The 22,382-nt window shown below is 73.3% G+C and carries 25 protein-coding genes and 1 pseudogene; 13 read left to right on the top strand and 13 right to left on the bottom strand.

Translation table 11 applies throughout. From position 1 onward, the window contains the following. Positions 1-3: 3 nt before the first annotated feature. Positions 4-1,218, bottom strand: a complete 1,215-nt coding sequence (locus SM452_RS04925) for an arginine deiminase (RefSeq protein ID WP_262012964.1) — start codon at positions 1,216-1,218, stop codon at positions 4-6. A gap of 162 nt (positions 1,219-1,380) precedes the next feature. On the opposite strand from SM452_RS04925, the gene SM452_RS04920 reads away from it, so the two are divergent. The 4 genes from SM452_RS04920 to pheA all read left to right on the top strand — a co-directional run bounded on the left by SM452_RS04920 (position 1,381) and on the right by pheA (position 4,288). Then, complete coding sequence (locus SM452_RS04920) at positions 1,381-2,118, top strand: hypothetical protein (RefSeq protein ID WP_194800337.1); 738 nt, start codon at positions 1,381-1,383, stop codon at positions 2,116-2,118. Between the two features lie 144 nt (positions 2,119-2,262). After that, on the top strand, positions 2,263-2,712 hold the full coding sequence (locus SM452_RS04915) for a hypothetical protein (protein WP_013289310.1): 450 nt from the start codon (positions 2,263-2,265) through the stop codon (positions 2,710-2,712). Positions 2,713-2,784: 72 nt separating this feature from the next. Beyond that, positions 2,785-3,321 (top strand): hypothetical protein, encoded by a 537-nt coding sequence (locus tag SM452_RS04910; protein ID WP_262012963.1) that lies wholly within the window; start codon positions 2,785-2,787, stop codon positions 3,319-3,321. 10 nt (positions 3,322-3,331) lie between these two features. Further along, a complete protein-coding gene (gene pheA / locus SM452_RS04905) occupies positions 3,332-4,288 on the top strand; it encodes a prephenate dehydratase (RefSeq protein ID WP_262012962.1) in 957 nt (318 codons plus the stop codon). A gap of 43 nt (positions 4,289-4,331) precedes the next feature. Here the strand turns inward: pheA and SM452_RS04900 are convergent, their stop codons facing one another. From SM452_RS04900 to SM452_RS04890, 3 genes are all read right to left on the bottom strand, one after another. After that, positions 4,332-5,051 carry an AIM24 family protein gene (locus SM452_RS04900; protein WP_262012961.1) on the bottom strand — a complete coding sequence of 240 codons (720 nt, stop codon included), beginning with the start codon at positions 5,049-5,051 and terminating at the stop codon, positions 4,332-4,334. A gap of 95 nt (positions 5,052-5,146) precedes the next feature. Next, complete coding sequence (locus SM452_RS04895; RefSeq protein WP_262013027.1) at positions 5,147-5,491, bottom strand: metallopeptidase family protein; 345 nt, start codon at positions 5,489-5,491, stop codon at positions 5,147-5,149. 89 nt (positions 5,492-5,580) lie between these two features. Further along, complete coding sequence (locus tag SM452_RS04890) at positions 5,581-6,009, bottom strand: OsmC family protein (RefSeq protein WP_013289315.1); 429 nt, start codon at positions 6,007-6,009, stop codon at positions 5,581-5,583. A gap of 163 nt (positions 6,010-6,172) precedes the next feature. Here SM452_RS04890 and SM452_RS04885 point away from each other — a divergent pair, with 163 nt between their 5' ends. The 3 genes from SM452_RS04885 (at position 6,173) to SM452_RS04875 (ending at position 8,663) form a co-directional block, all read left to right on the top strand. Beyond that, the gene (locus SM452_RS04885; RefSeq protein ID WP_262012960.1) at positions 6,173-6,862 is read left to right on the top strand and encodes a hypothetical protein; all 690 of its coding nucleotides are present in this window, start codon (positions 6,173-6,175) and stop codon (positions 6,860-6,862) included. Positions 6,863-7,029: 167 nt separating this feature from the next. Further along, entirely contained in the window at positions 7,030-7,851 is an 822-nt protein-coding gene (locus tag SM452_RS04880) for an HAD family hydrolase (protein WP_355508516.1), read from the top strand. Continuing rightward, entirely contained in the window at positions 7,851-8,663 is an 813-nt protein-coding gene (locus SM452_RS04875) for an HAD family hydrolase (protein WP_262012958.1), read from the top strand. The genes SM452_RS04880 and SM452_RS04875 overlap by 1 nt, the downstream gene beginning before the upstream one ends. 36 nt (positions 8,664-8,699) lie before the next feature. On the opposite strand, the gene SM452_RS04870 is transcribed toward SM452_RS04875, so the two are convergent. Continuing rightward, positions 8,700-9,290: a bacterial proteasome activator family protein gene (locus SM452_RS04870; RefSeq protein ID WP_135242545.1), complete on the bottom strand. Its 591-nt coding sequence runs from the start codon at positions 9,288-9,290 to the stop codon at positions 8,700-8,702. Positions 9,291-9,347: 57 nt separating this feature from the next. Between SM452_RS04870 and SM452_RS04865 the strand changes: the two genes are divergently transcribed. Beyond that, a complete protein-coding gene (locus tag SM452_RS04865) occupies positions 9,348-10,175 on the top strand; it encodes an alpha/beta hydrolase family protein (RefSeq protein WP_355508514.1) in 828 nt (275 codons plus the stop codon). A gap of 49 nt (positions 10,176-10,224) precedes the next feature. Continuing rightward, a complete protein-coding gene (locus SM452_RS04860; protein ID WP_463839353.1) occupies positions 10,225-11,448 on the top strand; it encodes an ABC transporter substrate-binding protein in 1,224 nt (407 codons plus the stop codon). A gap of 77 nt (positions 11,449-11,525) precedes the next feature. Here SM452_RS04860 and ddaH read toward each other — a convergent pair whose 3' ends face one another. Continuing rightward, positions 11,526-12,359 carry a dimethylargininase gene (gene ddaH / locus SM452_RS04855; protein ID WP_262012955.1) on the bottom strand — a complete coding sequence of 278 codons (834 nt, stop codon included), beginning with the start codon at positions 12,357-12,359 and terminating at the stop codon, positions 11,526-11,528. A gap of 59 nt (positions 12,360-12,418) precedes the next feature. Between ddaH and SM452_RS04850 the strand changes: the two genes are divergently transcribed. Next, positions 12,419-12,877: an Lrp/AsnC family transcriptional regulator gene (locus tag SM452_RS04850; RefSeq protein ID WP_013289323.1), complete on the top strand. Its 459-nt coding sequence runs from the start codon at positions 12,419-12,421 to the stop codon at positions 12,875-12,877. A gap of 61 nt (positions 12,878-12,938) precedes the next feature. Then, entirely contained in the window at positions 12,939-13,895 is a 957-nt protein-coding gene (locus SM452_RS04845) for a zinc-binding dehydrogenase (protein ID WP_463839352.1), read from the top strand. 7 nt (positions 13,896-13,902) lie between these two features. On the opposite strand, the gene SM452_RS04840 is transcribed toward SM452_RS04845, so the two are convergent. From SM452_RS04840 to mobA, 3 genes are all read right to left on the bottom strand, one after another. Then, positions 13,903-15,057, bottom strand: coding sequence for a T3SS (YopN, CesT) and YbjN peptide-binding chaperone 1 (locus SM452_RS04840; protein ID WP_355508507.1), 1,155 nt, complete (start codon positions 15,055-15,057; stop codon positions 13,903-13,905). Between the two features lie 65 nt (positions 15,058-15,122). Next, positions 15,123-15,380, bottom strand: a complete 258-nt coding sequence (locus tag SM452_RS04835) for a DUF6457 domain-containing protein (protein ID WP_013289326.1) — start codon at positions 15,378-15,380, stop codon at positions 15,123-15,125. Next, positions 15,377-16,162 (bottom strand): molybdenum cofactor guanylyltransferase, encoded by a 786-nt coding sequence (gene mobA / locus SM452_RS04830; protein WP_463839351.1) that lies wholly within the window; start codon positions 16,160-16,162, stop codon positions 15,377-15,379. Before mobA ends, SM452_RS04835 begins: the two co-directional genes overlap by 4 nt. Before the next feature lie 281 nt (positions 16,163-16,443). On the opposite strand from mobA, the gene fdhD reads away from it, so the two are divergent. After that, positions 16,444-17,298 carry a formate dehydrogenase accessory sulfurtransferase FdhD gene (gene fdhD, locus SM452_RS04825; protein WP_463839350.1) on the top strand — a complete coding sequence of 285 codons (855 nt, stop codon included), beginning with the start codon at positions 16,444-16,446 and terminating at the stop codon, positions 17,296-17,298. Positions 17,299-17,372: 74 nt separating this feature from the next. On the opposite strand, the pseudogene SM452_RS04820 reads toward fdhD, so the two are convergent. The 3 genes and pseudogenes from SM452_RS04820 to SM452_RS04810 all read right to left on the bottom strand — a co-directional run. Continuing rightward, positions 17,373-17,660 (bottom strand): annotated as a pseudogene (locus SM452_RS04820) (DUF4192 family protein); the annotation flags it as partial. A gap of 151 nt (positions 17,661-17,811) precedes the next feature. Then, positions 17,812-18,258, bottom strand: a complete 447-nt coding sequence (locus SM452_RS04815; RefSeq protein WP_262013452.1) for a hypothetical protein — start codon at positions 18,256-18,258, stop codon at positions 17,812-17,814. After that, complete coding sequence (locus SM452_RS04810; RefSeq protein WP_262013451.1) at positions 18,240-18,899, bottom strand: HNH endonuclease family protein; 660 nt, start codon at positions 18,897-18,899, stop codon at positions 18,240-18,242. The genes SM452_RS04815 and SM452_RS04810 overlap by 19 nt, the downstream gene beginning before the upstream one ends. 108 nt (positions 18,900-19,007) lie before the next feature. Here SM452_RS04810 and SM452_RS04805 point away from each other — a divergent pair, with 108 nt between their 5' ends. Then, positions 19,008-20,447, top strand: a complete 1,440-nt coding sequence (locus tag SM452_RS04805; protein WP_463839349.1) for an MFS transporter — start codon at positions 19,008-19,010, stop codon at positions 20,445-20,447. Positions 20,448-20,471: 24 nt separating this feature from the next. Here SM452_RS04805 and leuA read toward each other — a convergent pair whose 3' ends face one another. Then, positions 20,472-22,217: a 2-isopropylmalate synthase gene (leuA, locus tag SM452_RS04800; RefSeq protein ID WP_262013449.1), complete on the bottom strand. Its 1,746-nt coding sequence runs from the start codon at positions 22,215-22,217 to the stop codon at positions 20,472-20,474. Positions 22,218-22,382 lie beyond the last annotated feature (165 nt).

Genomic DNA, 22,382 nt, shown 5'->3' with positions numbered 1-22,382 from the left:
GGGTCAGGCGGCCCCGCCCTTCTCCCGCACCAGCGGGCAGGACATGCAGCGCGGGCCGCCCCGCCCGGAGCCCAGTTCGGACCCGGCGATCGCGATCACCTCGATACCGGCGCGTTCCAGTTGCGCGTTGGTCTCCACGTTGCGCTCGTAGCCGACGCACAGCCGGGGCGCGAGCGCGAGCGTGTTGTTGCCGTCGTCCCACTGCTCGCGTTCGGCGGTGACCGGGTCCAGACCGGTGTCGATCACCCGGAGCTGGTCCAGGTCCATCGCGTCGGCGGCGGCTCGCAGGAACGGCGCGGGGCCGTCGACCCGCAGGTCGTCGCCGTCCGCGCCGGCGATGACCGTGTACGCGGACAGCTCGTGGGCGACGTTCGGGTACATCAGCACGGCGTCCACGTCGACCATCGTGCAGATGGTGTCCAGGTGCATGGTGGCGCGTTCCTGCGCGATCGGCACCACCAGGATGGTGTGCGCCAGGCCGGCCGCGAACACCTGCCGGGCCAGCCGTTCCGCGCCGGCCGGGGTGGTGCGTTCGCCGACGCCGACGGCGAGCACCCCCGGCGCGAGCAGCAGCACGTCGCCGCCCTCCAGGTGCTCCATCCGGGGGTGGTAGACGAACTCGGTGCCGACGAAGCGCGGGTGGTAGCGGTAGATCGCGTCGGTGAGCGTGGTCTCCCGCCGCCGGGCCGGCATGGCCAGGCTCGTCACGCCGACCCGGTCGCCGATCCAGACCGACGAGTCGCGGGTGAACAGCAGGTTGGGCAGCGGGTCGATGACGAAGTCGTGCCGGTCCATGAGCGTCCAGACCAGGCCGCCGGGGCGGTCGGCGCCGAGCCGCAGTTCCTCGTGGGCGAGCCCGGCGGTGAGCACGTCGGCCAGCCCGGCCGGATCGAGGTACGCCAGATGGTCGGCGACGCGGCGCCGCAGGGTGTGGCCGAGCCGGCGGGACCGCAGCACCTGCTCGGTCAGTTCGGCCCGGGCGTCGGGTACGGCGAGCGTCTCGGCCAGCAGGTCGGCCAGATAGAGCACCTCGACCCCGCGGGACCGCAACGCCGCCGCGAACGCGTCGTGCTCCTCCTGCGCGCGTCCCACCCATGGGATAGCGTCGAACAGAAGGCTGTCGTTGTTGCGTGGGGTGAGGCGGGCCAGTTCCGGTCCCGGGCGGTGCAGCAGCACCGTCCCGAGCCGGGCGACTTCGCTGTCCACATAGTGGGTCACCCACGCAGCCTAGGGCAGGCTTACGCACCATCCGGAAAAGAAGTGTGAATGAATATGGCATTCATCCGCACTCACTCCGGCGGTCCAACTTGCCGAGCCCCCGGGGGCGCAACGTAGGGTAGTGGAGACATAACTTCGAGAGACCTTTTGCCGGAGGTCGCGATGACTGTCTTTCCCGCTCGTCAGGCTGTACCGAGCAGGGCACTGCCGCCCCGCACGGTGCCGCACTCCCGAGTCGAGCCCACCTCGGTGCTCGAGCCGGCCCGACCGACTCCATTGGAGTGGGCCCGGCGTCGCCGGGCGGAGCGGGGGGCCCGCCGGTTGGAAGCGGCAGGGGCTCGCGCCCTGGGCCAACTCGACCACCTCGGTCCCGCCTGGCACGTCATCGAGTGGCCCCGGACGGACCCGGCCGACATGCTGCTCGACCGCGGCCGCGACGACCGGGCCGGGTTCCTGGCCATCGGCCCGAGCGGTCTGTTCGCGGTCACCATCGCCGACCACGGCCGGGCCCGCGTGCTGGTGGCCGGCGACGTGGTCCAGATCAACGGCAAGCGCCCGCCGTACGTGCAGGAGGCCCGCCGGGACGCCAAGCGCGCCAGCAAGGCCCTCTCCGACGCGGTCGGCCTGCCGATCCCGGTGACGCCGGTGCTGACGTTCGTCGGCTCCGGGGTGATCAGCGTCTACGGCCTGCCGAAGGACTGCCTCATGGCCACCCACCGCGAGCTGGACCGCCTGCTCGTGGCCGGTGGGAACCGGATCAGTCCGGCCACCGCCGAGAAGCTCTCCCGCGTCGCGCAGGCGCCGGCCACGTGGTTCAACGGCACGTACCGTCCAACCGCCGACTACCGGTGGTATGACGAGGGCCGAACGGCCGCTGACAAGCGGGCCGCCCGCCGGTAACGTCTCCGGCGACGCCACGCGGCCCACGGCACCGCCCCCGACTGGTTCCGTCGGTCCGCGCCGTCGCCGGCCGCCCGGCAGCCGATGCTTCCGCCGCACCGACCGGCTAGCGTGGACAGACCGTCGGTGTACATAGGAGGCGCGGTGGCCCACGTCGAACTCTCACTCTCGGAAGTGTTCGCGCCCGCGGCATCCACCGAGCAGGAGTCCGACAACTTCGGGCAGTGGTCCGGCATGGTCTCCCGGGCCGCCGAGCCGTGCCTGCTGATCGACGCCGGCACCACCGTCGTGGCGATCTCCTCGTCCGGCTGCGACCTGCTCTGCCTGGGCGCCCCGGAGGACGTGATCGGCCTGCCGCTGCTGGAGGGCGGCCTGCGCCTCGTCGACTTCACGGCGAGCCCGAGCGAGCTGACCGAGCAGGAGACCGACAAGATCCCGCCGCTGCTCGCGCTGCACTCCGGGCGGCTCGCCCGCGGCCTGCTGCGGGTGCAGGGGCCCGGCTCCGACGCCGGCCGGACCGTCGACGCCATCTCCACGCCGGTGCTCACCGACGGCGCGGTGGCCGGGTCGCTCACCTTCCTCTCCGCCGTCTGACCCGGCGCGCTTCACCCGGGCCGGTCCTGCTCCTACGATGGCCTCGGCCCCACCGTACGACGACATCCCTCGATGCCCGAGGACGCCCCCGTGCCCCGCACCCCTCACCCCCGACGCCGCCGGCGCCCGCTGGCGCTGCTGACGCTGCTCGCCCTCGCCTCCTGCGGCACCCCGCCCGAGCTGCGAGCCCCGCCACCCGCCGCCGCCACTCCGGTCCCGTCGGCGTCCGCCTCGCCCAGCCCGAGCGCCACGCCGACCCCACCCGTACCGGTTCTCCCGTCCACGCTCTCCCCGTCCGCGCCGGCGTCTGCGGCGCCCTGCCGGGGGCGGCCCTCCGGCGACCGGATCGTCGCGCTGCTGCGCGGCTCCGCCGGCGTGCTGCCCCGCGACGTCCGGGTCACCGTGTCGACCGGTCCGCTCTGCGCCGACGGCTGGCAGTACACCGTGCTGTCGGTCACCGGGCACGAGGAGTTGCAGGTGGTCACGCGCGGCGAGAGCGGCACGCCGCGGCTGGTCACCGCCGGCACGGACGTGTGCGGCGTCGAGGTGCGGACCGTGGCGCCGGCCGGCATCCGTACCCTGGCCTGCGACGGTACGCCGGGTGCGTAGGCTGGTCGGCATGCCGGGAACACCGCCGACCCGCTTCGTCTACCTGGGCCCCGAGGGCACCTTCGCCGAGCAGGCCCTGCGTACGGTGCCCGCCGCCGAGCGCGGGGACCGCACGCCGGCCCGCAGCGTCGGCGAGGCACTCGACGCGGTACGCGCCGGAGAGGCGGACGCGGCGCTGGTGCCACTGGAGAACTCCATCGGCGGCGCGGTCGGGGTGACGCTCGACGAGCTGGTCGAGGGCGACCCGCTGGTGATCACCCGCGAGGTGGTCCTCCCGGTGGAGTTCGTGCTGGCCGCCCGCACCGGCACCACGCTGTCCGACGTCCGTTCCGTCGCGGCCCACCCGCAGGCGTCCACCCAGTGCCGGGGCTGGCTGCGGGAACACCTGCCGGACGCCACAGTGGTCGACGTGCTCTCCAACGGCGCCGCCGCGGCCGGGGCGGCGAGCGGCGAGTACGACGCCGCCATCTGCGCCCCGATCGGCGCGAGCCGGCACCGCCTGGCGGTGCTGGCCGACAAGATCGCCGACCACCCGGACGCGGTGACCCGGTTCGCGCTGGTGTCCCGCCCCGGGCCGCCCCCGCCGCCCACCGGAGACGACCTGACCTCGCTCGCGGTGTGCCTCGCCCACGACCGGGTGGGCGCGCTGCTGGCGGTGCTGATGGAGCTGGCCGTACGCGGCGTGAACATGACCCGGATCGAGTCCCGCCCGACCGGCGAGGCGCTCGGCCGCTACGTGTTCTTCCTGGACTGTGCCGGGCACGTCGCCGACGTACGCCTCGGCGAGGCGTTGCAGGGGCTGCGCCGGGTCTGCGCGGACGTTCGGTTCCTGGGGTCGTACCCCCGGCACCGCTGGAGCACGGCGGCGGGTGACCAGCAGACGCCGGTGCCGCCGGGGCTCACCGACGCCGACTACGCCGACGCGGCGGCCTGGGTGGCCCGGCTGCGGGCCGGTGAGCTGAGCTGACCGGCCCGGGGCGACCTCGGCGGACGCCCCGGGCACCGGACGGTCACTGCAACAGGCCGCCGAGCACGCCGCCCTGCTGCTGGGAGCCGCTGCCGGCCACCGGAGGCTCCTCCGAGGGCTGGACCACGACGAAGCCCTGACCGGCGAAGCTCATCGTGAACGCCTCACCGGTGCTGCGGCCGAGCAGCGTGCCGAGGCCGAGCTGTTCGGCACGGTGGTAGCCGGTCTGGAGGTTCGCCGACCAGCAGACGGCCGCCTGCGGGTCCACGTACGTCGGGGCGTCCACGTTGAGCACCACCGGAGTGCCCTTGGTGGTGATGGCGATCCGGCCGTGGCCGGTGAAGACGCAGTTGAACAGGCCGGACGAGGACGCGAAACCGGCACCGCCGACCATCTTGATGTCGTACTGGAGCGTCGAGTCGAACGCCAGCACGCTGGAGCCGTTGATGGACAGCGCGTCGCCGGGCTCCAGGTCGATGATGTGCACGTCCTTGGCGAAGTCGGCGAGGAAGACGTCACCGCGCCCGGAGACCTTCATCAGCGGCACGCCCTCACCGGTGAGCCGCTGCTTGATGAACTTGCCGATGCCGCCGGAGCCGAGCGCCTGGAACTGCACCTGCCCCTGGTAGGCGACCATCGACCCGACCCGGGCCATCGCCTCGCCGTTCAACTCGATCTTCAGCATCTTGGAGTTCTGCAACCGCATGCCCGGCTGCTGGGACTCCTTCTCAAGGTTCTCCGCGGAGAACAGCGCGCTGCGCATGGGTTTTCCTCCTGCATCAGGATCTGCCTGATCCGCAGGTTAGGGGACCGGCGCAACCGCCGGGATCAGCCGGGCGGGGACGCGCCGGAGGCCGGTCAGCCCCAGCCCAGGGCGTGCAGGCGCTCGTCGTCGATGCCGAAGTGGTGGGCGATCTCGTGCACCACTGTGATCGCGACCTCGTCGACGACGTCGTCGTCGGTGTCGCAGATCGCCAGGATCGGGTTTCGGTAGATCAGGATGCGGTCGGGCAGCACGCCGGAGTAGTCCCAGCCGCGAGAGGTGAGCGCGTGCCCCTCGTACAGGCCGAGCAGGTCCTCACCCGGCGGCGGGTCGTCCTCCACCAGGATGACCACGTTGCTCATCAACCCGAGCAGTTCCTCGGGTACCTCGTCGAGCGCCTCGCCGACCAGTTCCTCGAACCGGTCCCGGCTCATCTCCACGGCCACGCGGCCCGGTCACTCCCTCCGGATCGGGCACACCGCACGGCGAGGGCGTCCCGCAGGACACCCCCGCCGTGCCGTACGCGATGTCAGGCCAGACGGGCGTTCAGCGTGATCTGCGCGCCCGGCGACAGCAGCCGGGAGATCGGGCAGTTCTCCTTGGCCGCCTCGGCGAGCTTGGTGAACTCGGCCTGGTCGATGCCCGGAACCTGACCCACGGTCTCCAGGTCGATGCGGGTCACTGTCATGCCGGCGTCGGTCTTGTCGAAGTGCACCTTGGCGGTGGTCTCCACCGCCGTCTCCTGGGCGCCGGCGTCGGCGAGCTGCTTGGAGAGGGCCATCGAGAAGCAGCCGGCGTGCGCGGCGCCGATCAGCTCCTCGGGGTTGGTGCCCTCGCCCTCCTCGAAGCGCGACTTGAAGGAGTAGTTGCCGGACAGGCCGCCCTTGCCGGTGCGGACGGTGCCGGACCCCTCGGTGAGGTTGCCCTGCCAGCGAGCGGATGCGGTACGGATAGGCATGGCACCGACGCTAACCGAAAGCGGGCCGCCCCGCACCGGACCCCGGGGTCGCGATCCGGGCCGGCGGGAGCGGGCTGTGCCATGATTCGACGCAGGCCCGCGTACGGGAAGGGTGGCCATGTCGCAGGATCTCCCCGTTCCCCGGCAGGACAAGCGAATCCCCATGCAGGACACCAGGTCCGACGACACCACGATCGTCGAGTGGGGCGACACCGAGCCGGAGTCGTCCGGCCGGGCCGCGCGCTCGCTCGCCGCGCTGGGCCGGGACCGCCGTCTGCCGCCCGTGCTCACCGGGCTCGGCGCGGTGGCCGCGCTGGCCTCGCTGATCGGCGAATGGCTGACGATCACCGTGCCGGCCGAGACCCGGGGCGAGGACGCACCGGCCCGGTTGACCAGCGGCATCTCCGAGATCGGCGGGCTCGGTACGGCGTACCTGGTGGGCCTGCTCGGGCTGTCGGTGGCGGTGGGGCTGGCGCTGCGCGGTGCCCCGGCGGTGCGGCAGCACGCCCGGCTGGCCGGGCTGGGTCTCGCGGCGGCCGTGCTCGGGGTGCTGGTCGCGACCGCCGCCTCCCTCGAACAGCTGGCCCGGCGCATTCTGTTCTTCGTCAGCGAGCAGAGCCTTCAGGTCGAGCACGGACGCGGCCTGGTCAGCGCGTTCGTCGCTGTCGCACTGCTGGCGGCCGCGCTGCACCTGGCCGGCCGGGCGGCCGGCGTGACCTCCACCGACGGGGAGCCGGACGAGGACCGGCCCGAGCGCCGCCGCCGGGCGGACGAGGACGACGTGCCCCCGGGCCCGGCGGACCTGACGGTGCAGCCCACGGTGCCGTTCGCCGGCCCCGAACGGGCGTACTGAACCAGCTCCGGCAGCGCGTCCGGCGGCCACCGGAGCTTCGCCGCCGATTCGCCGGAAAGCTGTGGTTGCCGTCCGTTCCGCGAGATACGGTTGCTGCCCGCCGTCCCATGGTCGCGGCACCGAGGACCTGGTCGGCCGGCGTGACGGCGGCGGGCGAAGGAGGAACCATGACCCGCCCGGGACTGCCCAAGCTGATCGCCACCGACCTGGACGGCACGCTCGTCCGCAGCGACGAGACCGTCTCCGCGTACACCCATCGGGTGCTGGACCGGGTGCGGTCCGCCGGGATCCCGGTGGTCGGCGCGACCGGCCGCGGACCGCGCCTGACCGAGCTCACCCGTAACGACATCCGGGCCGCCGACTTCCTGGTGATGGCCGGCGGCGGCCGGGTGGTGGACCAGAGCGACCCGGAGGGGCCCCTGGTGCTGCGGGACGAGCGGCTGCCCGGTGAGGTGCTGGCCCGGATCCTCACCGACCTGGAGTCGGCGGTGGGCCCGCTCACCGTGATGGTGGAGGCGTCGGACGAACACGACGCGCCGCTCTGGGGCGACTACCACCCGAGCTGGCCCTACCCGGACCGGTTCGAGGCCCGCAGCCGGGTCGAGTGCCTGTCCTGCGACGTGATCAAGGCGTTCGCCCGTACCGCCGACCACCACGTGGACGAGCTGCTGGCCGCGGCGCGGGCGATCGTGCCGCCGGACGTGGCGACGCTCACCCAGGCCGGGCTCGACTTCGTCGAGATCTGCCCGCCGCGCACCGACAAGGCCAGCGGGCTCAGCGTCATCGCCGAACGGCTCGGCGTGGACCCGGCCGACGTGCTGGTCTTCGGCGACCAGCCGAACGACCTGCCGATGTTCGGCTGGGCGGGATGGGCCCGGGTGGCGGTGGCGAACGCCCACCCGGAGGTACGCGCCGCGGCGGACGAGATCACCTTGCGCAACGACGACGACGGCGTCGCGGTCTACCTGGACCGGCTACTCTCCCGGTGATGGAAGATCCACCTCGGCTCGTCGCCTCCGACATCGACGGCACGCTGCTGCGCGACGACCGGACGCTCAGCCCGCGTACCGCCGCGGTGCTGGCCCGCATCGCCGCCGCCGGCACGCCGGTGGTCCTGGTCACCGGCCGTCCGATCCGCTGGCTCCAGATGGTGTACGAGCAGCTCGCCGAGCCGTTGCCGGCGATCTGCGCCAACGGCGCGGTGGTGTACGACCCGGCCACCGACCAGGTGCTGCGGGCCGACCCGCTCGCCCCGGAACTGCTGGCGGAGGTGGCCCGGCGCCTGCGCGCCGAGGTGCCCGGGGTGAGCTTCGCGGTGGAGATCGTGGACAGCCGGCAGATGCGGCACGAGGCGCACTACCCGCTGCGCTGGGACGCCGACCTCGACGCGATCCGGGCCGTCGAGTCGCCGGAGGAGCTGCTGGCCGCGCCCGCGGTGAAGCTGCTGGCCCGGGCCGGTGAGCAGGACCCGGACGTCTTCGTCCAGGTGGTGGCGGGCGCGCTGGAGGGGCTGGCCGAGGCGACCCACTCGTCGTACAGCGGGCTGATCGAGATCTCGGCCGCCGGTGTGACGAAGGCGGCCGGCCTGGCCTGGTACGCGGAGCGGCTCGGCGTCGACGAGCGGGACGTGGTGGCCTTCGGCGACATGCCCAACGACGTGCCGATGCTGGCCTGGGCCGGACGGGCGGTGGCCGTCGCCAACGCCCACCCGGCGGTACGGGAGATCGCCCACGAGGTCACCGGGCCGAACACCGAGGACGGTGTGGCCGCGTACCTGGAGAAGGTCTTCGAGCTGGGCTGAGCGGCCGGGGCACCGCGCGGCGCCCCGGCCGACGGGTCACAGGTACTGGCCGGGCGCGTGGCCCTCGCCGGCGCCGGGCATCCCCGGCATGCCCGGCATCACGCCGCCCGGGCCGCTGGGCAGCGCCTGGCGGCCGGATCGCATCTGTTCGAGCTGGACGCGGGCGGCCATCTGCTGGGCCACCAGCGCGGCCTGGATGCCGTGGAACAGCCCCTCCAGCCAGCCCACCAGCTGGGCGTGCGCGATGCGCAGCTCGCCCTCGCTCGGCGCCTGCTGCTCGGTGAACGGCAGCGAGATCCGCTCCAGCTCCTCGCGCAGCTCGGGGGCGAGGCCCTCCTTCAGCTCGACGATCGAGCGCTCGTGGATCTCCCGCATCCGGTGCCGGCTCGCGTCGTCGAGCGGCGCCGCCTTCACCTCCTCCAGCAGCTGCTTGATCATGCTGCCGATCCGCATCACCTTGGCCGGCTGCTCGACCAGACGGGTCGGGTCCTCGCCCTTGCCCTCGTCGGTCTGCACCGTGCCGACCGGGCGGCCGTCCGGCCCGACCACCACCACGGTGCCCGGGATGCCATCGTTGCCCTGTTCGTCGTCGTGTCCGGCGGAGTGCGCTTCGGTCATGGCACCCATCTTTACCCACGCCGACCATGTGCACGCGGCCGGTCCGGGGGACGCTACGGTCGCCGCATGCTCTCCGACCCGCGCGAGGTGCTGACCCGCCCGTCCCCGCCCCCGGATGCCACCGTCTCCTACGGCGACCACCCGGACCAGTGCGCCGACCTGCGGCTGCCGGCCGGTGACGGGCCGCCCCGGCCGCTCGTGGTCGTGGTGCACGGCGGTTTCTGGCGGGCGGAGTACGACAGGGCCCACACCGGACCGATGGCGGCGGCGCTGGCCGCGCTCGGCCACCCGGTCGCGCAGATCGAGTACCGGCGGACCGGCCGGCCGGGCGGTGGCTGGCCGCACACGCTGACCGACGTCCGCGCCGGGATCGCCGCGCTGCCGGCACTCGCCGCCGCCGCGCTGCCCGGACGGGTGGCGCCCGTACCGCCGATCCTGGTCGGTCACTCCGCGGGCGGGCACCTGTCCCTGTACGTGGCCGCGCACGCCCCGGAGACGGTCGGCGGGGTGCTCGCGCTGGCGCCGGTGGCCGACCTCGCGCAGGCGTACCGGCTGGACCTGGACGAGGGTGCGGTGGCCGCGTTGCTCGGCGGCGGCCCGGACGACGTGCCGGACCGGTACGCGGCAGCCGATCCATCGGCATTGGTACCCATTCGAACACGCACAGTAGTCATTCACGGTGATCAAGATATTCAGGTCCCGATCGCGATCAGCCGGTCCTGGGTGGCCGCAGACCACGCTGCCGGGGGCTCCGCCACGCTCGTTGAGCTGCCCGAATGCGAGCATTTCGGGCTGATCGCACCGGGCTCCACCGCGTGGCCCCAGGTGGTGGCGGCGTTGCGGTCGCTTCACGATGATCTTCAAGGCATTGACGCAGTGTCGTCGACCAGGTAGAACGCCGAAGGGGTGTGCACCATGGCCACCCCGTCGGGAAGGAAATTCGGTGGCACAGATGAACCGCAGGCGGGCGCTGCAACTGCTGGCCGCGCTGGGTACCACCGGACTGGCGGCGGGTTGCGGCTCCGGGGACGACGAGTCCGGGGACCAGGCCGGATCCGGCAGCCCGATCAAAGTCGGGCTGATCGTGCCCGGCAGTGGAGCGAACAAGGCCATCGGTGACGAGATCACCAACGGCTTCCAGCTCTTCCTCAGCATGCGCGGCCAGCAGATCGCCGGCCACCCGGTCACGCTCGTGACCGCCGAGGAGGGCGACACCGCCGCCACCGGAAAGGCCGCCGTCGACCGGCTGCTCAAAGAGGGCGTGCTCGCGCTCACCGGCGTGGTCAGCCCCACCGTGATGACCGGCATCAAGGACGCGGTCGAGGAGGCCCGGGTGCCCCTGCTGGGCTCCAACGCCTCCCCGTCGACGCTCCAGGGCGTCGTCTACATCTGGCGTACCTCGTACGTGCTGACCGAGCCCGGCGAGGCGCTCGGCGAGTACCTGCGCCAGAAGCTGGACGCCTCCAGCCGGATCGCCATCTTCGGCACCCGCGGCTTGGACAGCCAGGACGTCATCGAAGGGCTGCGGCGCGCATACGAGCGGGGTCGCCGGCTCACCGAGGACCCGATCTTCACCGAGGACGACCCCAACCCGTCCCGGACGCTCTACTCGGGGCCGATCCGCAAGGCGCTCGAACGCAAGCCGGACGCCGTGTTCTGCCACTACTCCGGGGCGCAGGCCGTGCAGTTCGTCAAGCAGCTCTACGCCCAGGGCTACCGGGGACCGATCTACGCCCCCGGGTTCCTCACCGAGGGCACCGCGCTCGACCAGCTCGACGACGGGGAGAAGGGCCGCGAGCGCAAGCTCATCCAGACGTACGGGATCGAGACCGCGTTGAACTACTCGGCCGACCTCAACAACACCGCGAACCGGATCTTCGCCTCGGCGTACCGGAAGACGTTCAACTCGGCGCCCACCACGTACGCGATGGCCTCGTACGACGCCGCGCTGGTGCTGGACAAGGCGATCCGGCTGGCCGGGGGGAACCCCTCACCGCAGCAGGTCAACCTGGCGCTCGGCAAGGTCGGCCAGGTGGACAGCCCACGCGGCACCTGGCAGTTCAACCAGACCCGCACCCCGCAGCAGAAGTGGTACCTGCGCCGGGTGCAGACCGACGGCCGGCTGCTCTCCAACGTCGTGATCAACGAGCTGGCGACGCTGGGCTGACCGGCCCCGTACGCGCGCAAGGGCGGTCTCCCACCGGGAGGCCGCCCTTCGCGTCGAGGCGTGACGTCGAGCGTGGCTCAGTGCCGCAGCTCGGCGATGCAGCACTTCACGCTGCCACCGCCCTTCTTCAGCTCGGCCAGCTCCACCGGGACCGGGTGGTAGCCGGCCGCCTTCAGCTTGCCGGCGAGCCGGGTCGCCTCGTTGTTCAGCACCACGTTGAGCCCGTCGCTGACCAGGTTCAGGCCGAACGCCAGCGCGTCCTCGTCGTCCGCGACGATCGCGTCCGGGAAGAGCTGGGCCAGCACCTTCTGGCTGGCGGCCGAGAAGGCGCCCGGGTAGTAGACGACGTTCTCGTCGTCGATCGAGGCCAGCGCCACGTCCAGGTGGTAGAAGCGCGGGTCGACCAGGTGCAGCGAGACCACCGGCCGCCCGAGCGCCTCCTGCGCCTCGGCGTGCGCGGCCGGCTCGGTCCGGAAGCCGTACCCGGCGAGGACCAGACCGCCGTGCGCCTCCGGCAGGTACGCGAAGTCGCCCTCACCCTCGTTCGTCTCGCTCGGCGCGATGAACCGCCAGCCCCGCTGCTCGTAGAACGCCCGGTGCGCGGCGGCCTCGGCGGACCGCTGCTCGTGCTTGAACCGGGCGCCGTAGACCGTGCCGTCGACCACGAACGCGCCGTTTGCGGCGTAGACCATGTCGGGCAGGCCCGCCTCGGGAGTCAGCAGGTGCACCTCGTGGCCCAGCCCGACGAGCGTCTCGCGCAGCCGGTCCCACTGCTTGACCGCCAGGTCGGCGTCGACCGGCGTGGTCACGTCCATCCACGGGTTGATCGCGTACTCGACCGTGAAGTGCTCGGGCGAGCACATGAGATATGTCCGCTTTCGCGAGACTCGCTGCTGGTTCACGGTCACCAAGAGTAGGTACGGTACAACTTTGGTAACAGCCACAAGCATTGCTTCCCGGGAGCGGAACGTTGCAGATAGATGCAGTCGACCAGCGAATCATTGCGTTACTCGTCGCGGATGCTCGCGCCTCGTACGCGGACATCGGCAGCCGGGTGTCACTCTCCGCCCCCGCCGTGAAGCGACGCGTCGACCGCCTCCGATCCGCCGGGGTGATCCGGGGATTCACCGCCGTCGTCGACCCGGCCGCCGTCGGCTGGACCACCGAGGCGTTCGTCGAGCTGTTCTGCGCCGGGCGGACCACACCGGCACAGATCGGCGCCGCTGCCCGCCGCCACCCCGAGGTGGTCGGCGCGTACACCGTCTCCGGCGAGGCGGACGCGCTCGTGCACCTGCGCGCCGCGGACATCTCCCACCTGGAGGAGGCACTGGAACGGCTGCGCGCCGAATCGTTCGTCACCTCGTCCCGCAGCACCATCGTGCTCTCCCGGCTGGTCGAGTCCCCCGGCGTCGGCCCGTCCACGCCTTGACCTCAACCCCGCTTCATGTCGTGCACTGACACCCGTGACCGGCGAGACGCGAGGGGGCGGTATGCGTGCGGTGTGGCTGCGGGAGTTCGGCGGACCGGAGGTGCTCGTGCCCGGGACGGCACCCGACCCGGCACCCGGACCGGGCCAGGTGCTCGTCGACGTGGCACACGCGAACATCACATTCGTCGAGACGATGTTCCGGGCCAGCGGCTTCGGGCCGTTCGGCACCGAACTGCCGGTGATCCCCGGTAACGGCGTCGGCGGCACGATCACCGCGCTGGGACCGGACGTCGACCCGGCGCTCGCCGGCCGCGTCGTGGTCACCGCCACCGGCGGCACCGGCGGGTACGCCGAGCGCGTCGTCGTCGACCGGGGCGCGCCTGTCCCCGTACCCCCGGGGTTGCCGCTGGACGCGGCGGTGGCGCTGATGGCCGACGGCCGGACCGCCCTGATGCTGGCCCGGGCGGCCGGGCTGCGGCCGGGCGACCGGGTCCTGGTCGAGGCGGCGGCCGGCGGCGTCGGATCGCTGCTGACGCAGCTCGCGGCGGCCGCCGGCGCGACGGTGGTGGCCGCCGCCGGCGGCGACCGAAAGGTGGGCCTGCTCCGCGCCGCCGGCGTCGACGTGGTCGTCGACTACCGGCAGACCGGCTGGACCGGCCGGGTCCGGGACGCCGTGGGCGCCGTCGACGTGGTGTTCGACGGCGTGGGCGGGCCGCTCGCCCGGGAGGCGTTCGACCTGCTGGACCGCGGCGGGCGGATGCTCAGCTTCGGGCTGGCCGGCGGCACCTGGGCGGACATCCCGGCCGAGTCGGCAGCCGCGCGCGGGGTGACGCTGCTGCGCCCCCGGCCCGGCCCGGACGAGCTGCGCGCCCTCACCGAGGCGGCGCTCGCCGAGGGCGCGGCCGGGCGGCTGCGGCCGCTGATCGGGCAGCGCTTCCCGCTGGAACGGGCCGCCGCCGCGCACGCCGCGATCGAGGCCCGTCAGACCGTGGGCAAGACGCTGCTCGACGTACGGTGAGCCGCCCTCAGAGGTACATGCCGGTGCGGTGCTCCTCGACCCGGGCCGGCTTGTCGCCCTCGCCGAAGAAGCGCTTGCCGCCGAACTCGCCGTGCAGACGGTCGTCCAGCTCGTCGGCGAGACCGGTCATCACCTGCACCGCGAGCATCAGGTGGGTGGCCTGGAAGTTGCGGCCGAACACCGGGATCGAGGCCCACACCGTGTCGTCGGCGCAGTACAGCCGGCCGATCGGCATCCGGTTGGTCAGCTCGGAGAGCTTCACGTAGAGGCGCTCGGTCGGCTCGACCTCGGTCAGCACCGGCGAGAAGACGTCCACGAGCGGCGGGTTGTCGCGCACCCGGACGAAGACCATGGCCGAGCCGGCCCGGATGTTGATGTCGCCGTCGGAGTCGACCTGGAGCTGGTCGGACGCGGACTTCAGCATCGTCGACACGACGGTGCGGACCCGCTCCTCCAGGGCCAGCACGTCGTTCTCGCCGGACTGCGCGGCCGCCGCCGCGGCCAGCGCCTCGTCCAGGTCGGCCTCGACGTCGCGGTCCGGGCCGAACTCGCTGCGCGCGGTACCGAGCGGCTCCACGGGAAGCGCCTCGCCCTCGGCGTCGTGCACGAGGTAGACGAGGAAGGCCGGGTGCGGGGCGCCGTAGACGTCGCGCAGCGTGCGGGACAGCACCGCGGCCAGCCGGGTCGCCTCGTCGGTGCCGCAGTCCAGCCCGAACTGCTCGCCGGAACCCGGCACCACGCCCGGCGGCGACCAGCCGAGCGCCACCATGTCGGCCACCGCCGCCCGGTCCAGCCGGTAGCCCTGCGGCAGCGTGGCGTTTCCGACCGCGCGGGCCGAGAGACGCCCCTCCTCGCCCGCGTCCACGCTCACCGAGTAGACGGCGTCCCCGGTGCCCGAGGCGGTCGGGTCGAGCGTGACCTCCAGGTGCCCGCCGGAGGGCAGCCCGCGCAGCCGGTCGGCGAGCGCCCGGGCGAACTCGCGCCAGGCCTCGGTGACCTTGGCCCGCAGATCAGCAGTGGTCGGCTCGTCGAGCAGGATCGACTCGTGGTGCTCCGGCGTACCGCCGGTGGCTTGATGCGCCGACGTCGCGCCGGTGGCGTGGTGCTCCGGCGCGCCGCCGGCAGGCTCGTCGACCGGCTCCGAGGGGTGGTCTGCCGTCATGATCGCCTCCGTCCGTTCCCGCCACCCTACCCAGGCGCCAAGGGGACCGAATCCCGCGCGAGGCGCTAATCCTCAGGCGTGGAACCACCCAGGTCCACCGGCCAGGAACCGGCCAGCGCACTGAGCCGCTCGGCCGCCGCGGCCGGGTCCGCGCCGCGCCCCACCGCCAGCCCCAGCAGGTACGCGGTGACCGGCGCGCCCGGCCGGACCACCTGGTGGGCCACGTCCCGGGCCACGTCGAGCACCGTCGGCACGGGCACCCCCGCCGGGTCCAGGTCCAGCTCGGCGCAGACCGCCGTGACCCAGTCGTCCAGCACCGTCATCTCGTCCACTCCTCCGCCCGGCGTACGTCCTCGTCAGTGTCGCAGTCGAACCAGGGCGGCGGCCCCGAGCCGGACCAGGACACCTCGCGTACGGCGAGGTCGGCCAGCAGCCCGCGTACCGGCGCCCCGTCGAGCGAGCCGCCCCGCGTCGCGGCGAGCCGGTCGACGGCGGATCGCAGGGCCGATAACCGCCAGAGGGCGCAGAGGTGCTGGCGTCGGCCGTCCCCGTCCACGTAGCAGGCGAGCGCGGCGGACCGGCCGTCCAGCGCCTCCCGCCAGGCGGCGGGTACGTCTTCCGGCCCGGCGGCTGCAGGTGCGTCTTCTGGCCCGGCGGCTGCAGGTGCGTCTTCTGGCCCGGCGGCTGCGGCGCCGAGCGCGGGCGGCGGGTAGTCGCGGGAGTGAGCGGCGGCGAGCGCGGGCGGTGGATCGTCGCGGGAGTGAGCGGCGGCGAGCGCGCGTCGCAGCTCGGCCACCGCTGCGGTGGTGAGCAGCGGCAGGTCGGCGGCGAGCACTGCGACTGTCGTCGTACCGGGGTCGAGCAACGCCAGCCCGGCTGCCGTAGCGGCCACCGGGCCTCCCCCGGGCGGCTCTTCCCGGGCCGTCCGGACTCCCCTGGGCAGCGGGCCGGACGAGCCGACCACGATCCGCTGGTCCGCGTCGGCCACCGCGTCCAGCACCCGGTGCAGCATCGGCCGGCCGCCTACTGCCCGGGCCGGCTTGTCCACCCCGCCCATCCGCCGGGCCGCGCCACCGGCGAGCAGGATCGCCGCGTACCCCGTCACCACCTCACAGTAGCCACAGCCACGTCGCCGCATCCCGGCTCGGACCTCTGCCCGGCGCTGTCGGCGGTTTTCCGACGTTGATCGACTGCTTTCCGCCGAAGTGGTGGCATCCAGGGCCCTCCGACACCGCCACTTCGCCGAACTGGTGTCGATCATCGGGCCCGGGGCCGGCCCTGGCCGGCCGGGGTGGGTGGCCGGGGTGGGTGGGTGGGGTGGGTGGGTGGGGGTGGGAAGACCTGGGGCGACGTGCGGGCGGCGGGGTGGCCGGGGAGGATGGCGGCATGGGACGGGCGACTGATCGGCGTGGTGTGCTGCGGATCGACCTCGACGCGGCCGGGGACGGCCGGGGGCGGATCCGGCGGCAGGACACCCTGGCCGTGGAGGAGCCGCTGGAGATCCGCGTCGGCGCGGCCGGGCCCGGCCGGCGCAGGCCGCTGGCGGTGACGATGCGTACGCCCGGCGACGACCTCGACCTGGCGATCGGCTTCCTGCTCACCGAGGGGCTGATCCGCTCGGCGGAGGACGTGCACACCGCGCAGCTCTGCGCCGGGGCGGAAACCCCGAACACCTACAACGTGGTCGACGTGGTGCTCTCGCCCGGCGTGCCGGAACCCGTCACCGACCCTTCGCGCAACTTCTACACCACCAGCTCGTGCGGCGTGTGCGGCAAGGCCAGCATCGACTCGGTACGCACCCGCTCGCAGTTCGCGGTGCGGGACGACCCGCTGGTGGTCACCGCCGACCTCCTGGCCGGGCTGCCGGACCGGCTGCGCGCCGCGCAGCGCGCCTTCGACCGCACCGGCGGCCTGCACGCCGCCGGCCTCTTCACCCCCGACGGGGAACTCGTCGTGCTGCGCGAGGACGTCGGGCGGCACAACGCGGTGGACAAGGTGCTCGGCTGGGCCACCCGGGAAGGGCGGCTGCCGCTGGCCGGGCACGTGCTGCTCGTCTCCGGACGGGCCAGCTTCGAACTCACCCAGAAGGCCTGGATGGCGGGCGTGCCGCTGCTCGCGGCGGTGTCCGCGCCGAGCACGCTCGCGGTCGAGCTGGCCGAGGAGGCCGGGATGACGCTTGTGGGCTTCCTGCGCGGGCCGACCATGAACGTCTACACCGGGGCGGGGCGCGTCGGCGGCTGACGGCCGGGCAGCACCGGGCATCGGCGTGACGGGCGTCGGCGGCCCGGTGGCCGGCCCGGCAGGCGCGTGAGCGCTCACCGGCGTGGCCGGCGTCGGCGGCGCCGCAGCACCGCGCCGTCGTTCGAACCGCCCCGGCCGTCCAGCGCGGACGGGGCGACGCCGCGCCGGAGCGCCTCGTCGAGCAGCACCGCGAGCGAGTAGCCGGGACGGGCGGACAACACCCGTTCCAGGGCGACAGCGGCCAGTGCCCCGTGCCCGGAGCGCCACGCGGCGAACGCGAGCAGGCAGCCCGGCGCGGCGATCAGGTCCGGCTCGGCGCGTCGCAACACGTCCGTCCAGAGGCTGATGTCCTCGTCCCGGCCGTGGGGGGGGGCGCCCGCGGGGGGGGGGGCCCCCCCCGGGGCGCGCGGCCCCGTGACGCCGCGCCCCCCCCCCCCGCGCCCGCGGCCCCCCCCCCGCACCCGCCCCCCGGCCCCCCCCCCGGCGGGGGGGGGCCCCCCGCTTCGTCGTCGGTCAGCCCTCGGGGCGGTTGAGCAGGCCCACCGCGATCGTGTGCACGGCGTCCAGCGCGGCCGGGTCGGCCAGCGGCGCGGAACCGCCGGTGACCGCGTACCACTCGTCGGCGTCCTTGTACTGCACCCGCAACGTCACCCGGCCGTCGGCGTGCTCGGTGCGCAGCGTCAGCTCGCCGGTCACCACGCCCACCTCGTCGGTCATGACCCCGCCCGGACCGGCGGTGATGTCGGTGGTGCGGTCCGCCGGTCCGGCCGGCGCGCCCCCGGCCGGAGCACCCGGCACCGCGTCGGCGGTCATGCCCGCCCCGGCCACGTCCGCGGACGCCGGCTGCCGGCCGTCCGCCGTCATCCCGGCCGAGGCCGGACCGGCGGGTGCGGCGTCTGTCTCCGGCGTGCCCGCCGGGGCCGGTGTGGCGTCCGGCCCGGTCACGGTTTGCTCGCCCATGTGCAGCCCTCCAGCATGTCGGTGAGAGCGGCCTTCTCGGCACTTGTCACAGTCAGCCGCCAGTAGTGCTTGACCGTCACCCAGTCCGCCGCGTACTGACACCAGGACGACCGGTTCGGCGGCTTCCACTGGGACGGATCCTGGTCACCCTTTGCCCGGTTGGACCGCGCCGAAACCGCGATGAGCTGCGGCCGGGTCAGGTCGTTGGCGAAGTCGCCGCGCTTCGAGTCGTCCCACTCGGCCGCGCCCGAACGCCACGCGGCGGCCAGCGGGACGGTGTGGTCGATGTCCACGTCCGACGGGTCGTTCAGCACCACACCGTCGTAGACGCTCTCCCACCGGCCGCCCACCACGTTGCAGCCGGACAGCTTGATGCCCTCGCCGTCGCGTTGCAGCACGCTGTCGCGGACGTCGCAGTTCTTGCCGGTGCCGCGCCAGTGCGGGAAGCGGGAACGGCTGTAGCCCTTCATCGACCCGGCCGTGGCCACTGTGAGCTCACCGAGCTGCTTGTTGACGTTCCCGGCGGCGCTCGGCGGCGCCTCCGGCTCGGTGACCGACACGTCGCAGCCGGCCACGCCGAGGGCGAGCACCGCGCTCAGCGCGGCCGCCAGCCCGGCTCGGGCTCCTGATCTCGTACGCACAGACGACACCTCTCCAGCTTGCGTGCTCCGGGCGAGTCCGCACAGTACCCGGCGGCGGTTTCCGTGATTCGTGGCGTCGAGGATGGGCGGCGGGCAGAGTGGTGAGACGTGACCGCACCCGCTCCCGCGCTGCGTACCGGCTCCGCCGCCGGACGCGGCACCCTGCTCGCCGCGATCCTCGCCTCCGGCATGGTGTTCCTCGACAGCACTGTCGTCAACGTCGCGCTGCCGCGCCTCGGCGCCGAACTCGACGCCACAGTCGCCGGTCTGCAGTGGACCGTGAACGGCTACCTGCTCATGCTCGCCGCGTTCGTCCTGCTCGGGGGTGCGCTCGGCGACCGGTTCGGGCGGCGGCGCGTCTTCCTGCTCGGCGTGGTCTGGTTCGCCGTGGCGTCGGTGCTCTGCGGGCTGGCCCAGGACACCGGATGGCTCGTCGCCGCCCGGTTCCTCCAGGGTGCCGGCGGGGCGCTGCTCACCCCCGGGTCGCTGTCCGTGCTCCAGGCCAGCTTCCACCCCGACGACAGGGGCCGGGCCATCGGCACCTGGTCCGGACTGTCCGGGGTGTCCACCGCGCTCGGCCCGCTGCTCGGCGGCTGGCTCATCGACACGCTCTCCTGGCGGTGGATCTTCTTCGTCAACCTGCCGCTCGCAGTCGGCGTGGTGCTCGCCGCGATGCGCTGGGTGCCGGAGAGCCGGGACGAGGAGGTCTCGCGTACCGGGGAGGGGCGGCGGTTCGACGTGGCCGGCGCGCTGCTCGGCGCGCTCGCGCTCGGCGGCGTCACGTACGCGCTGATCGACGCCCCGGCGCGCGGCCTGGACTCCCCGGCGGTGCTCGCCGCGGCGGTGCTCGGGGTGGTCGCCGTGGCGGTCTTCGTGCTGGTCGAGCGGCGGCGCGGTGACACCGCGATGCTGCCCACCGGGCTGTTCTCCAGCCGGCTGTTCTCCGTGCTGAACGTCTTCACAGTGGTGGTGTACGCGGCGCTCGGCGGGTTCACCTTCTTCCTCGCCGTCTACCTGCAGAACGTCGTCGGCTGGTCGGCGCTGCTCACCGGCCTGGCCACCGTGCCGATGACGGTGCTGCTGCTGGTCGGCTCGCCGCGCGCGGGTGCGCTGTCGGCCCGCATCGGCCCCCGGCTGCCACTCACCGTCGGCCCGGTGATCGCCGCCGTGGGCCTGCTGCTGTTGCGCCGGGTCGGGCCGGGCGCGTCGTACTGGGTGGACGTGCTGCCGGGCGTGGCGCTGTTCGGCGCCGGGCTCACGCTCGTGGTGGCGCCGCTGACCACGTCGGTGCTCGGCGCCGTGTCGGACCGGTTCGCCGGGGTGGCGAGCGGCTTCAACAACGCCGCGTCCCGGGCCGGTGGCCTGCTCGCGGTGGCCGCGTTGCCGCTGCTGGTCGGGCTGTCGGGCACCGGGTACGAGCAGAAGGGCGCGCTCGCAGGCGCGTACCGGGGGGCGCTGGCGTGGTGCGCCGGGCTGCTGCTGGCAGGCGCGGTGCTCGCCGCAGTGCTGATTCACCGCCCGCCGAAGCAGAGCGGGGGCCCGGCCTGAAGCCGGACCCCCGCGTCGCCGGAATCAGGCGCGGGTGCGGTTCACCGCGCTCGTGACCGCCTTGATCGAGGCGGTGACGATGTTCGCGTCCACCCCGACGCCCCACACTGTACGGCCGTCCACCTCGCACTCGACGTACGCGGCGGCCTGCGCGTCCCCACCGGAGGACAGCGCGTGCTCGTGGTAGTCGAGCACCCGTACCGCCACGCCCAGGGACTGCAACGCGTTGACGTACGCGTCGATCGGACCGTTGCCGACGGCGGTCAGCGCGCGGGTCTCGCCGCCGAAGCCGACGCGGGCGTCGATCTCGACCTTGCCGTCGACGGTGCCGATGGTGTACTCGGCCAGCTTCACGGCCGGGTCCACCTGGTGGTCGACCAGGTAGTTGCGGGCGAAGATCTCCCACATCGCGCCCGGCTCGACCTCGCCGCCGTCGTTGTCGGTGACCTGCTGCACCACGCCGGAGAACTCGATCTGGAGGCGGCGCGGCAGGTCGAGCTGGTGCTCGGTCTTCATGATGTACGCGACGCCGCCCTTGCCGGACTGCGAGTTGACCCGGATGACCGCCTCGTAGGTGCGGCCCAGGTCCTTCGGGTCGATCGGCAGGTAGGGCACGGCCCAGGTGAAGTCGTCGACCGGCACCCCGGCCGCCGTCGCGTCGGCGTGCAGCGCGGCGAAGCCCTTGTTGATCGCGTCCTGGTGGGAGCCGGAGAACGCGGTGTAGACCAGGTCGCCCGCGTACGGGTGGCGCTCGTGCACCGGCAGTTGGTTGCAGTACTCGACGGCGCGCTTGATCTCGTCGATGTTCGAGAAGTCGATCATCGGGTCGATGCCCTGGGAGAACATGTTCAGGCCCAGCGTCACCAGGTCGACGTTGCCGGTGCGCTCACCGTTGCCGAACAGACAGCCCTCGATCCGGTCGGCGCCGGCCAGCAGGCCCAGCTCGGCGGCGGCCACGCCGGTGCCCCGGTCGTTGTGCGGGTGCAGGCTCAGCACCAGGCTGTCCCGCCGGGGCAGGCGCCGGTGCATCCACTCGATCGAGTCGGCGTAGACGTTCGGCATCGCCATCTCGACGGTGGCCGGCAGGTTGATGATCAGCTTCCGGTCCGGCGTCGGGTCGATCACGTCGATGACCGCCGAGCAGACCTCCAGCGCGTACTCCAGCTCGGTGCCCGTGTACGACTCCGGCGAGTACTCGTAGTGGATGTCGGTGTCCGGGGTGTGGATCTCCGCGTACTTCTGGCACAGCCGCGCGCCCTGGGTGGCGATGTCGGTGATGCCGTCGCGGTCCAGGCCGAAGACCACCCGGCGTTGCAGCGTCGAGGTGGAGTTGTAGAAGTGCACGATGGCCCGGTGGGCGCCGCGCAGCGACTCGAAGGTCCGCTCGATCAGGTGCTCCCGGCACTGGGTCAGCACCTGGATGGTGACGTCCTCCGGGATCAGGTCCTGCTCGATCAGTTGCCGTACGAAGTCGTAGTCGGTCTGGCTGGCCGACGGGAAGCCGACCTCGATCTCCTTGTAGCCCATCTGTACCAGGAGCTGGAACATCCGCCGCTTACGCTCGGGCGACATCGGGTCGATCAGGGCCTGGTTGCCGTCGCGGAGGTCGACTGCGCACCAGCGGGGCGCGGCCTCGACGCGGCGGGTGGGCCAGGAGCGGTCCGGCAGGTCGACGCCGAACTCCCTGTCGTACGGGACGTAGCGGTGGACCGGCATCCGGCTGGGGCGCTGGCTGGCGAACGGATCGGTGGCGGTGACAGGTTGAGCCATCTCGGAGTGCTCCCTGGAACATGTGGCGTCAGCAGATCGGAAAGGTGTCGGCGGGCTGCCGGGCGACGGTGCGCGGCGGTGCCGAGAAGAAGATCGGATGTGCTGGACGGCGCGTAGCGACTCCGCGACGAGGTGCCGGCCGGTCAGGCCTCGTCGCGGCAGCCA

It is taken from the genome of Micromonospora sp. SYSU B005 (genome assembly GCF_055362685.1).
This window is presented reverse-complemented; position numbering and strand designations above follow the sequence as displayed.

What these genes read in the sequence shown, in the direction of transcription:
- SM452_RS04885 (WP_262012960.1), top strand. Translation starts at nt 6,173, where the DNA reads ATGCAGGACACCAGGTCCGACGACACCACGATCGTCGAGTGGGGCGAC.
- SM452_RS04840 (WP_355508507.1), bottom strand. Translation starts at nt 15,057, where the DNA reads ATGACGGCAGACCACCCCTCGGAGCCGGTCGACGAGCCTGCCGGCGGC.
- SM452_RS04890 (WP_013289315.1), bottom strand. Translation starts at nt 6,009, where the DNA reads ATGCCTATCCGTACCGCATCCGCTCGCTGGCAGGGCAACCTCACCGAG.
- SM452_RS04845 (WP_463839352.1), top strand. Translation starts at nt 12,939, where the DNA reads ATGCGTGCGGTGTGGCTGCGGGAGTTCGGCGGACCGGAGGTGCTCGTG.
- SM452_RS04900 (WP_262012961.1), bottom strand. Translation starts at nt 5,051, where the DNA reads ATGCGCAGCGCGCTGTTCTCCGCGGAGAACCTTGAGAAGGAGTCCCAG.
- SM452_RS04880 (WP_355508516.1), top strand. Translation starts at nt 7,030, where the DNA reads ATGACCCGCCCGGGACTGCCCAAGCTGATCGCCACCGACCTGGACGGC.
- SM452_RS04920 (WP_194800337.1), top strand. Translation starts at nt 1,381, where the DNA reads ATGACTGTCTTTCCCGCTCGTCAGGCTGTACCGAGCAGGGCACTGCCG.
- SM452_RS04815 (WP_262013452.1), bottom strand. Translation starts at nt 18,258, where the DNA reads ATGGGCGAGCAAACCGTGACCGGGCCGGACGCCACACCGGCCCCGGCG.
- pheA (WP_262012962.1), top strand. Translation starts at nt 3,332, where the DNA reads ATGCCGGGAACACCGCCGACCCGCTTCGTCTACCTGGGCCCCGAGGGC.
- SM452_RS04835 (WP_013289326.1), bottom strand. Translation starts at nt 15,380, where the DNA reads ATGACGGTGCTGGACGACTGGGTCACGGCGGTCTGCGCCGAGCTGGAC.
- fdhD (WP_463839350.1), top strand. Translation starts at nt 16,444, where the DNA reads ATGGGACGGGCGACTGATCGGCGTGGTGTGCTGCGGATCGACCTCGAC.
- SM452_RS04865 (WP_355508514.1), top strand. Translation starts at nt 9,348, where the DNA reads ATGCTCTCCGACCCGCGCGAGGTGCTGACCCGCCCGTCCCCGCCCCCG.
- SM452_RS04870 (WP_135242545.1), bottom strand. Translation starts at nt 9,290, where the DNA reads ATGGGTGCCATGACCGAAGCGCACTCCGCCGGACACGACGACGAACAG.
- SM452_RS04910 (WP_262012963.1), top strand. Translation starts at nt 2,785, where the DNA reads ATGCCCGAGGACGCCCCCGTGCCCCGCACCCCTCACCCCCGACGCCGC.
- SM452_RS04875 (WP_262012958.1), top strand. Translation starts at nt 7,851, where the DNA reads ATGGAAGATCCACCTCGGCTCGTCGCCTCCGACATCGACGGCACGCTG.
- leuA (WP_262013449.1), bottom strand. Translation starts at nt 22,217, where the DNA reads ATGGCTCAACCTGTCACCGCCACCGATCCGTTCGCCAGCCAGCGCCCC.